The 13,689-nt window shown below is 53.7% G+C and carries 11 protein-coding genes and 1 tRNA gene; 10 read left to right on the top strand and 2 right to left on the bottom strand.

Translation table 11 applies throughout. The annotated features are described in order from the left end of the window. Window positions 1-40 precede the first annotated feature (40 nt). From G7Y44_RS00110 to thrH, 5 genes are all read left to right on the top strand, one after another. Entirely contained in the window at window positions 41-2,632 is a 2,592-nt protein-coding gene (locus G7Y44_RS00110; protein WP_241159108.1) for a DNA translocase FtsK, read from the top strand. A 4-nt stretch (window positions 2,633-2,636) separates the two neighbouring features. After that, window positions 2,637-3,896, top strand: a complete 1,260-nt coding sequence (locus G7Y44_RS00115; RefSeq protein WP_165246588.1) for a helix-turn-helix domain-containing protein — start codon at window positions 2,637-2,639, stop codon at window positions 3,894-3,896. 127 nt (window positions 3,897-4,023) lie between these two features. Then, window positions 4,024-5,259 carry an RNA polymerase sigma factor RpoD gene (gene rpoD / locus G7Y44_RS00120; protein WP_371807445.1) on the top strand — a complete coding sequence of 412 codons (1,236 nt, stop codon included), beginning with the start codon at window positions 4,024-4,026 and terminating at the stop codon, window positions 5,257-5,259. Between the two features lie 33 nt (window positions 5,260-5,292). Continuing rightward, window positions 5,293-7,662 carry a bifunctional 23S rRNA (guanine(2069)-N(7))-methyltransferase RlmK/23S rRNA (guanine(2445)-N(2))-methyltransferase RlmL gene (rlmKL, locus tag G7Y44_RS00125; RefSeq protein ID WP_165246590.1) on the top strand — a complete coding sequence of 790 codons (2,370 nt, stop codon included), beginning with the start codon at window positions 5,293-5,295 and terminating at the stop codon, window positions 7,660-7,662. A 209-nt stretch (window positions 7,663-7,871) separates the two neighbouring features. Beyond that, a complete protein-coding gene (thrH, locus tag G7Y44_RS00130; protein WP_165246592.1) occupies window positions 7,872-8,471 on the top strand; it encodes a bifunctional phosphoserine phosphatase/homoserine phosphotransferase ThrH in 600 nt (199 codons plus the stop codon). A gap of 280 nt (window positions 8,472-8,751) precedes the next feature. Here the strand turns inward: thrH and G7Y44_RS00135 are convergent, their stop codons facing one another. Next, window positions 8,752-10,062: an ISL3 family transposase gene (locus G7Y44_RS00135; protein WP_371807446.1), complete on the bottom strand. Its 1,311-nt coding sequence runs from the start codon at window positions 10,060-10,062 to the stop codon at window positions 8,752-8,754. Then, on the bottom strand, window positions 10,050-10,523 hold the full coding sequence (locus tag G7Y44_RS00140) for a hypothetical protein (protein WP_165246596.1): 474 nt from the start codon (window positions 10,521-10,523) through the stop codon (window positions 10,050-10,052). Before G7Y44_RS00140 ends, G7Y44_RS00135 begins: the two co-directional genes overlap by 13 nt. A gap of 732 nt (window positions 10,524-11,255) precedes the next feature. Between G7Y44_RS00140 and G7Y44_RS00145 the strand changes: the two genes are divergently transcribed. The 5 genes from G7Y44_RS00145 (at window position 11,256) to G7Y44_RS00165 (ending at window position 13,045) form a co-directional block, all read left to right on the top strand. Beyond that, window positions 11,256-11,330, top strand: a tRNA-Val gene (locus tag G7Y44_RS00145). A gap of 169 nt (window positions 11,331-11,499) precedes the next feature. Then, the gene (locus G7Y44_RS00150; RefSeq protein ID WP_165045146.1) at window positions 11,500-12,048 is read left to right on the top strand and encodes a shikimate kinase; all 549 of its coding nucleotides are present in this window, start codon (window positions 11,500-11,502) and stop codon (window positions 12,046-12,048) included. Window positions 12,049-12,108: 60 nt separating this feature from the next. After that, window positions 12,109-12,333, top strand: coding sequence for a DUF3791 domain-containing protein (locus G7Y44_RS00155; RefSeq protein WP_165045148.1), 225 nt, complete (start codon window positions 12,109-12,111; stop codon window positions 12,331-12,333). Continuing rightward, the gene (locus tag G7Y44_RS00160; protein WP_165246598.1) at window positions 12,330-12,809 is read left to right on the top strand and encodes a DUF3990 domain-containing protein; all 480 of its coding nucleotides are present in this window, start codon (window positions 12,330-12,332) and stop codon (window positions 12,807-12,809) included. Before G7Y44_RS00155 ends, G7Y44_RS00160 begins: the two co-directional genes overlap by 4 nt. Beyond that, window positions 12,806-13,045, top strand: a complete 240-nt coding sequence (locus tag G7Y44_RS00165; RefSeq protein WP_165246600.1) for a hypothetical protein — start codon at window positions 12,806-12,808, stop codon at window positions 13,043-13,045. Before G7Y44_RS00160 ends, G7Y44_RS00165 begins: the two co-directional genes overlap by 4 nt. Window positions 13,046-13,689 lie beyond the last annotated feature (644 nt).

Below are 13,689 nucleotides of genomic sequence, written 5' to 3' on the forward strand. Positions count from 1 at the left end.
GCGAAAAAACGAATCAAAAACGCAGCATGAAGGAGCGATTGTGGCCAATCGATCATCAAGCAAAACGGCATCCCGCGGTAAAGGAAACGGGAACTCTTCAAAACGGTCGTCTCAGCGGTCGTCTCAGCGGGGCCGCCGTCTGGGCGCGCGGCCAGCAGACGGCGAGCGGATGCTCGATGATCGCGCACGTCGTGAGATCGCGGGTGTGGTGTTCGCTATTGTGGCGCTGGTGCTGTTTGTTATTGCTGTCATGCCCACCGATGCGCTGCTTTCGCACCTTCTGTCGGGTGCGTTGCACCTTTCTGTCGGGTTGGGTGCGTATCTGATACCTGTGTTCTTGCTGATCGTGGGCGCGACGTTTGTTGTCAACATCGAACGTCAGCAAATCCCTGCACGGGTGTCGCTGGGGTTGGCACTCATTCTGTTTGCTATTCTCGTACTGCTGTCGCTGTTTACCCCCAATGTTACGCCGGAGGATCCAAGCGCACTGTTTGAGGAAGAAGCGCTGGTGGCGCGTGGCGGATACGTGGGCGCGGGCATCGCTTGGCTGGGAGTGAAGCTGCTTGGGCAGCCGGTGTCGTGTATCATCATGGTTGGCGTAATCGTCATAGGTTTGGTGGTTATCGGGTTCTCGTTATCGAAGCTCATCGATCGTGTTCGTGCAATACGTGAGCAGCGTGAGGCACAGATGGGCGAGCAGCCCCATGGCGCGAAGGTTCCGTTGTTCGCGGCAGGTAAAGCGAACCGCGCGGCATCGGCGCATGATGTTGACGATCAGACGTCGGCCCAGATGGATGAGCGTTTGGCAGCAACCGACACGCGCGTGCTACCTGTGCTTCCCGGGCAGGTGCGCGCTTCTCGTTCGGGCAGACGCACCTCTCGTGCTGCAGTGCCTGCGACGTCTGCGACGCCTGCGACGCCTGCGGCCTCTTCAGTAACCGCATCTCTTGACCCATCTGAATCGACAAGCTTAACGCGTCGCCTTCCTGATATGTCTGGAAAGGCTGGGAAAACGCAGGCTCTCACGCGCAAGTTGGGGCATCGTGCCGATCAAGCTGATCAGACTGATCGCGAGAAGGACTCTGTTGCCGCGACGCGTAAGGCAGCTGGGAAAAAGCCCGCTACACCGATGGCTACCCCGCATCCGTCTGACGGCTTTGAGTTGCCGCCAATGTCGTTGCTGGCGGTGTCGAAGGACTCCAAACGTGACCAGGCGAGCGACGCCGAGCTACAGGAGACAGCCGCGTGCCTGCAAGAAACGCTCGAGGATTTCAACATTATGGCGCAGGTGGTTGGCTGGGTTGCTGGCCCAACCGTCACTTTGTACAAGGTCGATTTGCCTGCTGGCGTGCGCGTGAGCCGCGTCACCGCACTGCAAGACGACATTGCGCTTGCACTCGCCGCTCCAGGTGTGCGTATTTTCGCGCCCATTCCGGGAACGAATTTCGTGGGTATCGAGGTGCCCAACCGCACGCGGCAGATGGTGTTGCTCGGCGATGTGCTGAAGGAAGCGCCGGATGGGCCGTTGCAAATCGCTATCGGCAAGGATGTCGAGGGTCACTGCATCGTGTCGGATTTGGCAAGGATGCCGCACTTGCTCATCGCCGGCACCACGGGTTCGGGCAAATCGGTGTCCATTCACGGCATGATCATGTCGATCCTTATGAGGGCCACACCTTCCGAAGTTCGCTTCATTATGATCGACCCGAAGCGCGTCGAGTTCATTTTGTACAACGGCATACCGCATCTCTACGTGCCCGTGGTGACCGACCCGAAGGAGGCGTCGAGCGCGTTGTCGTGGGGCGTTGCCGAAATGGAGCGTCGTCTGAAGGTGTTCTCGAAGATGGGCGTGCGTAATATCGGGCAATACAACGCCGAGGTGCAGTCTGGCTCTCTCGAGGACGATTCCTGCGAGGAACTGCCTTATATCGTCATCGTTATCGACGAGCTTGCTGACCTCATGATGAACGTCGGCAAGGAAGTGGAGTTTTCCATCAGTCGTATCGCGCAGCTGGCGCGCGCGGCGGGCATTCACCTGATCATTGCAACTCAGCGTCCGTCAACCAATGTGGTCACGGGTCTTATTAAGGCGAATATCACCAATCGTATCGCGCTCAATGTAGCTAGCAGCATTGACAGCCGCGTCATTCTCGATTCGCCTGGCGCCGAGAAGCTCATTGGCAGGGGCGATTTGCTGTTGTCGAAGCCCGAGTACGCCAAGCCTCAGCGAATTCAGGGTTGCTGGGTTGAAGATGACGAGATTAACGCCGTTGTTGAGGTGCTGAAGGCCCAAGGTGAGCCGGAATACCATTCGGAAATCTTGCAGACAAACCTCATCACGTTGGGCGCGTCGCAGCCCGATGGGTCGGGTGGCTCGGGTACGGCCGATGATCCACGGCTTTGGGAGGCTGCCGACATTGTGGTAAGTACCGGTTTGGGATCAACTTCGAACATTCAGCGTCGGCTCAGCGTCGGGTATTCCCGTGCGGGCCGTATAATGGACATGCTCGAGGAAAAGGGCGTTGTAGGTCCCCCGAACGGCAGCAAGCCGCGCGAGGTGCTCGTTGACGCCATGGAACTTGAGACGCTGAAGGCCTTCGAGGCTCAAGATGCGGCAAGCGGAGAGGACTAAGACCGTGGCTTACAACGATTTCGGACAGCTGCTTCGTGAAGCGCGCGAACGCAAAGGCTATGATCTGCCCACAGCGGCGCGGAGGCTTCGCATCAGGCCCGATGTTATTAGGGCAATAGAAAACAGCGACTATGAGAAAATGCCGCCACGCGGCTACGCTCGCAACATGGTGAACGCGTATGCGAGATTGGTGGGGCTTAACCCTACCGAGGTCACGCGCATGTACCTGGACGGTGCGTACGATCATCGTAACGGACGGCAGATGGGGCAGGGGCCTACGCATGGGGGTTTCGATATGCCAGGGGCGTCGCGCACGCAGCGCATGTCGGGCCGCACGGCGCGCGATCGTTCCGATCAAGGTATGCGCGATAGTCGCCGCATGCGCGACGATGCGGGCATGACCTCACGGCGTGACATGCGCGCGGGCGGCATGCGTGCCGATCCCTTTGATGACCGCGCGTCATCGCGTTCGCGGCGCACGGGTGCAGCCCCGCGCGACGGCCGTGGTGCGCGGTCGCAAAGCCAAGGCGCTGCGCTGCCCGCATGGGGCGGTTTTGGGCGTGACAACATGAGAGCTTCACGCGGGTCGTCGGTCAGGCGTAGCGGCGGCCCCATGTACGCCAACGTGTACTCGGCTCCAGCGACGAGCCCCTTGCAGGGACGCTTGCCGTTCATTGTGGCGGGTGTAATCATTCTCGTGCTGCTTGTTATTGTTGTCTCTCTGCTTACGGGTAATGGCAAGCAGAAGGAAGAAGATGTGCCATCGGTGCCCGTGACGGGGCTGACCGATACGACGGTTGATGATAATGCGGATGCGACTACGAACACAGCTCCGGAACCTGTTAAGGAAACTGCACCGACAAAGGCGACGCTTGTGTGCAAGGTTGCCGACGGCATGGAGGCCTACATCGAGGTGTACGTTGATGGCGAAACGGCTCCCTCAACGGTTGAAATGCTGTCGGGGCCAACGGAGAAGTCGTTCGATGTGACAGGAACTCTTCAATTCGTCACTGCTGCTCCAGGTGCGGTGACCCTTGAGCTCGATGGCGAACCGGTTGAGCTTTCCGAGGCAACAGCAGGAACGGGCATCTACTCGTATACGGTTGATTTCGCTGACATCCTAAAGAAGTGGAACGACGAGCATCCTGGATCCGCTTCGACGAGTGGGGCGAACGCATCTTCTGGGACCAGCGATACGAGTTCTGCTAATGGTTCAAGCGCGCAAGCCGAAGGGAGTACGAGCTCGGCTGCATCAACTGCGTAGTGGGTAGTGGCGGCTTGAGCTGCTTGAAGTTGCCTTGAGTGGCAAGGTGAGTTTATGGTAAAATATCAATTTGCGTTTTTGTGCCCTTATGGGTCGATTTCGGTACCTAGAAGGAAGGGGCTCACACGTGGCTAAAGCTTCGCAAGAGCAAACGGAGGCACGCGAGATGGAAGAAACTTCCGCCAAACACGATCTTGAAGAAACGTTCGATGACATTGAGGATGCTCCCGAGAGTGTCGTTGCTGCCGGAGTTCCCATTGAGGATGACAAGATTGAGTCCGGCGTTTCCGAAGAGGGCAGCGAGGATGATCTGCTCGTCGGCATTCCCGAAGAAGAACTGAAGGCAGTTGCCGACGTCCAATTGCCGAAGATTACTGGCCGAGGTGTGCGTGGCCGTGCATCGTCGCGCCGTCGTTTGGCTGATGCGAACGTCACCATGCTTACGGGCGATCCGGTTCGTATGTATCTAAAAGAGATCGGGCGCGTTCCGCTGCTCACCGCCTCAGAAGAGATCGATCTTGCTATGAAGATCGAGGCTGGCGTGGCGGCCACTGATGAACTTGAGCGAGCCGAGGACGAAGGTATTGAACTCGATCGGCGCGAAAGGCGTCGTCTCATGCGCGTGGAGCAGGTGGGTCTTGATGCAAAGCAGCAGCTCATCGAAGCGAATCTGCGTCTGGTGGTTTCCATCGCAAAGCGCTACGTGGGCCGTGGCATGCTGTTTTTGGATCTTATTCAGGAAGGCAACCTGGGGCTTATCCGTGCAGTTGAGAAGTTTGACTACACCAAGGGCTTCAAGTTTTCCACGTATGCTACCTGGTGGATCCGTCAGGCTATCACCCGTGCCATAGCCGACCAGGCACGTACTATTCGCATTCCCGTGCATATGGTGGAAACCATCAACAAGTTGGTACGCATTCAGCGGCAGCTGCTGCAGGAACTTGGCCGCGAACCCACTCCCGAGGAAATCGGCAAGGAAATGGGTTTGCCGCCCGAGCGAATCCGCGAGATTCAAAAAATCTCCCAGGAACCGGTATCGCTGGAAACGCCTATTGGCGAAGAAGAGGATTCCCAGCTGGGGGACTTTATCGAGGACGACGCTGCTGTGGTGCCGCCCGATGCGGCGAGCTTTAGCATGTTACAAGAGCAGCTGGGCAAGGTGCTCGACGGCTTGGCTGAGCGTGAGCGCAAGGTGATATCCTTACGTTTCGGGCTTGAAGACGGACATCCGCGTACGCTTGAGGAGGTAGGGCGCGAGTTTGGTGTCACGCGTGAGCGTATCCGTCAAATCGAGAGTAAGACGCTCGCGAAGTTGCGTCATCCGTCTCGTTCGTCGAAGCTTAAGGACTACTTGGAAGATTAAGGTTCCGGCAGGGCGTATCTGAGCGGCGGTGCTATGAACGACAATGAATATGAGCTGTTTGCAAGCTGCCTTACGGGGCTTGAACAGTTGTTGGCAGATGAGCTGTGTGCGCTCGGTGCATGGCGTGTGCGTCCGCTTGGCGGTGGCGTCGCATTTTTCGGCGGAGTGAGCGAAGTTCATCGAGCGTGTCTCTGGTCGCGGTTGGCGTCGCGTATCACGCTTGTGGTGGGTCGCTTTCATGCCAACAACGCCGATGAGCTGTACCGAGCGGCAGTGGAGCTTCCTTGGCAAGACATCATTGCGCGTGATGCAACGATTGCGGTAAGGGCATATGGCTTTAATGACGAACTCCGCGACACGCAATTTACGGCCTTGAAGGTGAAAGATGCGATTTGTGATGAACTGCGCTTGGTTCGCGGCTTTCGTCCCGACGTAGATGCCGCCCATCCCGACGCTCGTGTGGAGGTTCGCATCCGCGAGCGCAAGGTGACGCTTTCATTCGATCTGTCTGGTGCTTCGTTGTATGTGCGTCCGTACTTATTCGATGACGATCCGAACGATTCGTCGCTTATCTGCGCGCAGGCTGCTGGCTTGCTTGCCATGCTGGGGTGGGGTAGTTCGGCATGCGAGCGAGCGGCGCTGGTTGATCCGGTGTGCGGCAATGGCGAGCTGCTCGCTGAAGCGGCAGCTGTTGCCACCGATATGGCACCGAATCTTGCGCGTCGCACGTGGGGTTTTTTTGGGTGGACACATCACGACGCCGACCTTTGGAAGGCATGTCGGCAAGACGCTATGGATCGTTTCGATGCGGGTTTGCTGCGCATGGGGGCTACAGGCGGCGAGCACGTGCGCGACCGTGAAGCGTTCGATGCGCTGCGTATTGGCGGCTTCTGTGATTCTTCGCCGCGTATTGCCCGTGCTCGCAGACGTTTGCGTAAGGCGGGTTTGTCTGGCGTTGCAAGTGTTGTCGTTAACGTGCAGTCACTTCCGTCGCTGTGCCAGGGTGACGTGCGATCGCATGACAACCTTGATCGGGTGTTTGTCGCAACTGTACTGCCTACGGGGGTCGACCAGGCAGACGCTCGCAGGTATGCGGAAGCCTCGGCGTTCGCCAGCGCGTGTATGACGCTTGCTGCTGCGGTGAAAGATAGCGACTTGCAAGCGTCAGCTCGTGATGCCGAGGTTGAAGCCGATGCTAAAGGTGAGGCGGGAAGCGTACCTTCGTCCTGCTCGTTCGGTGCTGTTTCTGCTCAGGCTGTGCGTGACCGCTTTGGTGTACAGCCTTGTGCCACGGCATCGTTTGGGCAGGGTCGCGTGCGGGCCGATGCGGTGGTGTTCGATCGTCCGCCGGCGAACCTGGTGACCGTGGTGATTCCTGATTCAGCTGGTGGTGCTGAACATCGCGTCGAAGTACTCGAGCAGAACTCTGAGCAGTTCGCCGCACGTTTGCGCAAGTCGTTCAAAGAACGAAAGAAATGGGCGCGTCGCGAAGGCGCATCGTGTTATCGCGTCTACGATGCCGATTTGCCCGATTATGCATGTGCGATCGACGTATACGAAGGGGAGCTTTCGGCGGAAGGCCGCAAGTACGTGCATGTTGCCGAATATGCGGCACCGTCGAGCATTGATGAGTCGAAAGCGAACCGCCGCTTCGCCGACGTGTTGACACTTGTTCCCGTGGTTATGGGCGTGCGACCCGATCGCGTGTTTTCCAAGGTGAGGAAGCGCGACAAGGGTGGCGGTCAGTATAGAGATGCTGGTCGGAAAAACTACGTCACGCATGTGGGGGAAAGCGGCTTTCTGTTCGAGGTTGACCTTGCGGGCTATCTCGACACAGGGTTGTTTCTCGACCATCGTCTTACTCGGGAACGTATCGGGTCGATGGCGAAAGGCGCGCGTTTTCTAAACCTGTTCGCTTACACGGGGTCTGCCACCGTTCATGCGGCGGGTGGTGGCGCATGTGAAACAACAACGGTTGACCTATCGCAAACCTATCTTGATTGGGCGCGCCGAAATATGGATTTGAACGGCTTTGATGGTCCTGAGCACGAGTATGTGCGCGAAGATGTAGTTGCTTGGGTGACCGAGGCACGCCGTCGCGGTCGCCGTTTCGATCTTATTTTTGTTGACCCGCCGACGTTCTCAAACTCCAAGGCTATGGGACGTCGCACCTGGGACGTACAGCGCGATCATGCGGAACTGCTGATCGGTGTGTCGCGCCTGCTCTCAGAAGAGGGGACAGCGGTGTTTTCGTGCAACCTGCGCTCGTTTAAGCCCGACGTTGAGAAGCTGAAGCGCTACGGCGTGAGTATCGAGGATATATCTGCGCAAACTATTCCCGAAGACTTCAGCCGAAGTCCCCGTATTCACAAGTGCTATCTGGTACGCCGCGTGCAAGAGTGAAAACTGCAGCCATGTGGGCTTAGTGTTTTGCCGAGGGGGCAATTCGCCGTCTTATGTCTGAAGCTGTGACGAGAAGGCGGCATTCTGTGCTTTCTGTGCGTTGTCTTTTGTCCTTGTCGTTTTTGTTATCTCGCCGATACGTAGCGCCGTCGGGCGGGTGGGTGCGCTACGATTCCGAAGGCAGTAAAAGAAGAAGGGATCGCATTACTATGATTTTCACCTGTCTTGATCTTGAAGGAGTGCTTGTTCCGGAAATCTGGATTGCCTTCGCCGAGGCGAGCGGCATTCCCGAACTCGCGCGTACGACGCGTGATGAGCCCGATTACGACAAGCTGATGAATTGGCGTTTGGATATCCTGCGTGAGCGCGGGTTGGGTTTGCGTGAAATTCAGGACACCATTGCGACCATCGATCCGATGCTGGGTGCAAAAGAGTTTCTCGATGAGCTTCGTTTGGTGTCACAGGTGGTTATTATCAGCGACACGTTCGAGCAGTTCGCGGCACCGCTGATGGAAAAGCTGGGGCGTCCGACGCTTATCTGTAACACGCTTGAAGTTGCAGATGACGGCATGATTACCGGATACAAAATGAGATGCGAGCAAACCAAGCTTACCACGGTGCGCGCATTCCATTCTTGCGGTATTGAGACGATTGCGGCGGGCGACAGCCACAACGACTTAGGAATGATCAAGGCGAGCAAGGCGGGTTTTTTGTTTAAGAGCACCGACGCCATCAAGGCGGAAAACCCCGACATCCCGGCATATGAAGAATATGCCGATTTGCTCGCGGCGGTGAAGCGCAACCTGTAGGAGCTGAAAAGACGCGAGCGAATTGAATCGGAATCGCAGCGGATAGCAAGGAATCGCGGGTAAGTCTTAATTCGTGTGGGAAGATCAGCCAAATCTAATGACTGAACAGGTAAAACAAAGAGAATCTAACCTCAAGTTATCACTTGGGGGGCAAATAGAGGGCACACTAACCCAAGCCCTCCATAGAGTAGCTTCAAAAAAGATGACCAAAAGCCAGAAAATCGAATATGTTACAACCTGTGTGGGGGAGACCTTGTGCCCATCGCGCTTGGCCTATTCGCTAGCTAGCACCCTCCTTTCTCTTGTCGCTTCTTGTAAACAGCGGGATGGGCTTGTTGGGTTCTCGTTTGTGTCCAAGCACCAACAAACAACGACGTCTCAAAGCCCCAAAGCTCATAAAGCCACGACACGTTCGAATGATGTCTTTGATCTGTCGGTTCAAACTTTCTGCAATTGCGTTTGTACGTCCGTATTCCCAGGCGTTTACGATGTAGGTCTTACGTCTGCTTATGGTGTTAGACACAGAGCGCACTTCAGGTACATTAGTGCGTCGTGCGATAGATATCCATCGCTTCAAAACGGTTTCCATCTCGTCTCGGCTTTCAAAGGTTGTATCAGACCATTCGAAGAAAAGCTGGAGGGTAAGATAGGCTCGTTTCAGATCATCTGCCCCAATAGACTCAAGGGCACATCTTACGCATTCACGTTCTTTTTGCCGTTTGAGCATGTCTTTTCTGGTGAGCATGAGCTTGGCGGCTTTGCGCAGGATGCGTCTTTGCTCTTTGTGGTCTATGCCATCTTCGATGGTACGAGTGAGCCGACGTCGTACATCATCAACAGCTTCTGTTACAAGCTTTGCTACATGGAATTTATCAGCATAGATAACCGCACCAGGAAAGAACTTTTCTGCAAGGCTAATGTAGGAGCCGTTCAGATCACACGATATAGTTGCCACCGCATCACGCTCACCTTTTGTGAAGCTTTCCAGATACGCTGTGACGGTTTTCGGATCATCTCCTGCAAGCATGTCAACGAGCGTCTTTTCATCGGCATCATAGATACAGCTTGCCATATGAGGTTCACCTTTTCTGATTGCAATCCTTTTAGGAAACGCTTTAACCTCATCAATACAGAGGTTGTGCGGCAGACGGTGTTTAGGCATCTGTGCGTTTGCTTCAAGCTTGGCAATGATGTTTTTAGAAGCACCAGTTATGCGCTCAAGTTCAGCGATGGTTTTGCCTTTTCCCAGTTCATCCAAAACAAATGCTTCCAGGCGAGTGCTTGCATGAGGTGTAAGCCGGCAGAGAAGTGGCTGGTCTTCTGTGAAGGTCTTACCACACGTTGGGCATCTAAAGCGTCTCTTCTTAAGAGTGATAAGACAAGGCTTTCCTGCGTAAGGTGCGTGATAGACCGTAGCGGTTGTGCTGCCGTGGGCATGTGTTTTACACCTACACTCAGGGCAATGTATCTCTTGGGCGATGCGAGTGACCTTAACAGAGGTGTGTGTTTCCACATCACGTATGTCATCTACCCGATAGGTGCTCCCATCAATGCCGATAAGCTCTGCACTTCTTCTCACTATGACCACCACCTATCCCACGCATCGTGTGCAATACCACACCAGCCAGGGCAGGGTATATCGGTGTCATTTGAGTTTGCACAGCCACCTCGTGCACACTTTTTGGATAAGAGCATAAGGACAAGCACATCTTTGGTGCTGAGATTCTCCTCTTCAAATGCTCGCAAAGCAGCCTGTTCATCACGGGCCAGTTTTCCTGTCTTTGATTCGGCATTCCCGGTTTTTGCAGCATCACGTGCTTTACACTGTGCGTCATATACTTCGAGTGCTCTACACCACCCGGGACACTCCTTCATACCAGGAGATGCCTTTGAGAGCCGTGTATACACACACCCATACTTACCACACTGCCCTACAAGCAGTCGTATTGCTTCTGCATCTATCGAGTTTCCTTGTCCTGACAAAAGGCGCTCAAGCGCTCTTTGTTCAGATGCACTTGGCTTAGGCTCTGATACGCGTCTTCTATATTCCATGGCAACCCCCGCTCAGAAAGAGATGACATCGAGGTCTGTCGTGGCAACTTCAGACTCATCCATTGATTCGAGGTGTGCGAGCAGCGCACAGAAGCTTGGGCATCCAAGTTCGTCTGTGGGGATATACCAGCTGTCTTTGTATAGGTCACTAACACAGCGGCCTGACGTAAGACAACGGTCGCAAAGTCTGTCGAGTACTCGTATACCTAGCCGTTTGAATGGCTGGTACTGCGAGAGTCTAATCGCTATGCGCTCGTATAGACGCGCATTTACTCCTACGGTGGTATTGCCTGTGTTCTCCATTTCTACCTTGCTTTCCGAGGGTGCGGGCTGCCATAGGGGTCTTGGGGGAGGTGGACTCTCTCCCAAGACCCCAAACAGAACTGCGGACGGGCAAGGCATCCCGCCCCTCTATTCGTTGATTTATGACGCCCGTCCTGCTTTCCAAACTGTAAGACTTGGGGGCATGGGCAGACTCACAAAATGGCCCACCACGCAAAAACAGGCGGAAAACATGTGGGTAGGTACAAGAGGATGAAAACCGTGCAAAATACCACACGAATTAAGACTTACCCGGAATCGCGGCAGGTCGCGGTTGCGGGATCGGCCGCGCGGCCGCGATTGCGGCTGTTTGTGACGGTTTCGCGAGTTTGGAAATTCGCAGGCGTTTTCGGTTGCGCAAACACCCGAAGATGGGTAATATACTTCGAGCGCGTTGAAAGCACGCTATTTGGTCGCTTGGCTCAGCGGGAGAGCATCGCCTTCACACGGCGGGGGTCACTGGTTCAAATCCAGTAGCGACCACCATGAATTCGCAGGTCGGAAGGGTAAAACCTCCCGACCTTTTTCGTTTTTGCGGCTAGAGAATGTGTCAAACCTCATGCAACACATCGTCACATAATGAGACAATGGTGACCGTGGGCTATGTTCCTCTATGTATTTAAAATAGCAGCTACGGGTCGATTGGAGATTGAGCATGATTATCATGCTGTTTGGCGTGTCTAACGTGGGAAAAACCGCGACGGGAGCCATATTGGCGGAAAAGCTGAGCTACTCGTTTTACGATTTGGATGAAGAGATAAAGAAAAAGTTTCAGGTAACCTTAGAAGAATTCATGAGACAGAACCCGTGGCCGTATGACAGGTGCAAGGTAAAAGGAGCTGTCCTGAAGGAGATAGTTCAGAAAAGCGAGGATAACGCAGTTATCGCAGTTAGCCCAATCTATTACGCGCGCAATTTCAACTCGCTCTTAGAACTGGATCACGTGGTACCGATCGAGTTGCAGGATTCGGCAGAACATATTTTTAAACGACTGGTATTCTCGGACGAAAACGACAATATATATGAGGACAACGAATACAAAGAAGAGCATAAGGATTACTATTTGAAGGACATACGAGAAGATATCGCCTATGCGAGACAAACCTTCAAGAGAATTAAGTGGAAGTACTCCGTAGACAATAAGCCTGTAGAGCAAGTCGCCGATGAATTATATGAAATGCTTCGTGGGCTAAACAAAAGCTGATACGGTGGTTGTGATTGTATTCGTTCTTTACCTAGAACCTTACTACGAGAGGGGCGTAATATGAGTCAGCATGACAAAGATGTATCTTTCTTTGTGGTATGGCTTCTCAACTGCGTCGCCGATGCATTGAAATGCGAGCCGAGAGAGGTTTATCGAAAGCTGCAGGCGAAGAATATCGTGGTTGATCATCTTATATCGAATTATGATGTTCTTCATACCATGGGAAGGGAAGCGCTCGTGGAAGAAGTCGTTCTCATAGCAAAGAAGCGAGGGGTTGAGCTATGAGACTCTATCATGGATCCGACCAGATCGTGAGTAAGCCGAAAGTTGACCGCTGTCGTCCGAATCTTGATTTTGGTCGCGGTTTTTATCTTACTTCGCATTATGATCAAGCGGTAAGATGGGCGAAGAGAAAGGCATCACTCGGTTCATCTCTTGCTATTGTGAACGAATATGATCTTTCAGAAGATTTGGGAGATGCTAAGGTTTTGAGGTTTCAAGCTGATGCTGCATGGGTTGATTTCGTGTGTGATTGCCGACGTGGGGGTAAGGCATATGAACAGTATGACTTGATTATTGGCGGCGTTGCTGACGATAAGGTGTTTTACGCAATCGATATGTATCTTCAGGGTTTGTGGGGCATCGAGACAACACTCGAAGCTTTGCGCTTTTATGATGTGAATGATCAATGGTGTTTTGTGTCGCAACGGCTTCTCGACGAAAGGCTGACTTTTGTTGAAGGCAAGGAGATTGCGCTATGATTACGATCACAGAAGATCTTTTGGATCGTCTTCCGGCTATCAGGAAAACTAACCTCGAGTCTCAGATCGTTATGATTATCGGTGAGCGTTTGGACGTGTCTCCAGCCGAAGCGCTGGATGTTTACTATTCGAGCGATATAGCCCGAATGGTTGAACAGAATCTTTATGGCATGCAATATCTAGAAGCAACGTACTTGGCCGATGAGATACTGATGCGTATGGGGCAGATGGGTTAAGGAATCACTGATTAATGAAAAGACCGGAGTCATTCTCTCAACAGCGGTTTTGATCGCAACGTGACTGAAGCCGCATTCGATGAACAGTATCACAGCTTTTGTACGCTTCTCTTTAGTGCACATGACGTTCTCTGGTTCATTATAGAGTCCAGGATTATGTCCGCACCCCCCCTTCTCGGGTGCTTCTGAGGTGGTGCAAATAGTGGTGCAAATAATCCCAAAAGAAGCGTTTTGAAGGGTTATGAAGGGTAACAACGAATTATAGTCTGACCTGGGAATTGTTGGTTTTTGATACGAAGCGATTTACCCATGCGACTCTTTCACACGGCGGGGGTCACTGGTTCAAATCCAGTAGCGACCACCATGAATTCGCAGGTCGGAAGGGTAAAACCTCCCGACCTTTTTTATTTTCGTTACTGCCCACGGGTCAGACAATAACAAACAGCACGCGTGAGTTGTGCGCAGATGAAGCTGGCAAAAACTTCCCGAAGACATGACTAACTTTGCATAATCGATTTAACCTCCCACGTACCAGGCTAAGGGAGCTGCGTCACTCATAACGGGCAATTGGGTGAGTTGTGTTGGGAACTGCATACGGAAACGAACAGTACTTGGTAAAATGTCACCGAAGGAAAACTGTTTGT

Source organism: Adlercreutzia sp. ZJ141 (assembly GCF_011038965.1).
GTDB lineage: Bacteria > Actinomycetota > Coriobacteriia > Coriobacteriales > Eggerthellaceae > ZJ141.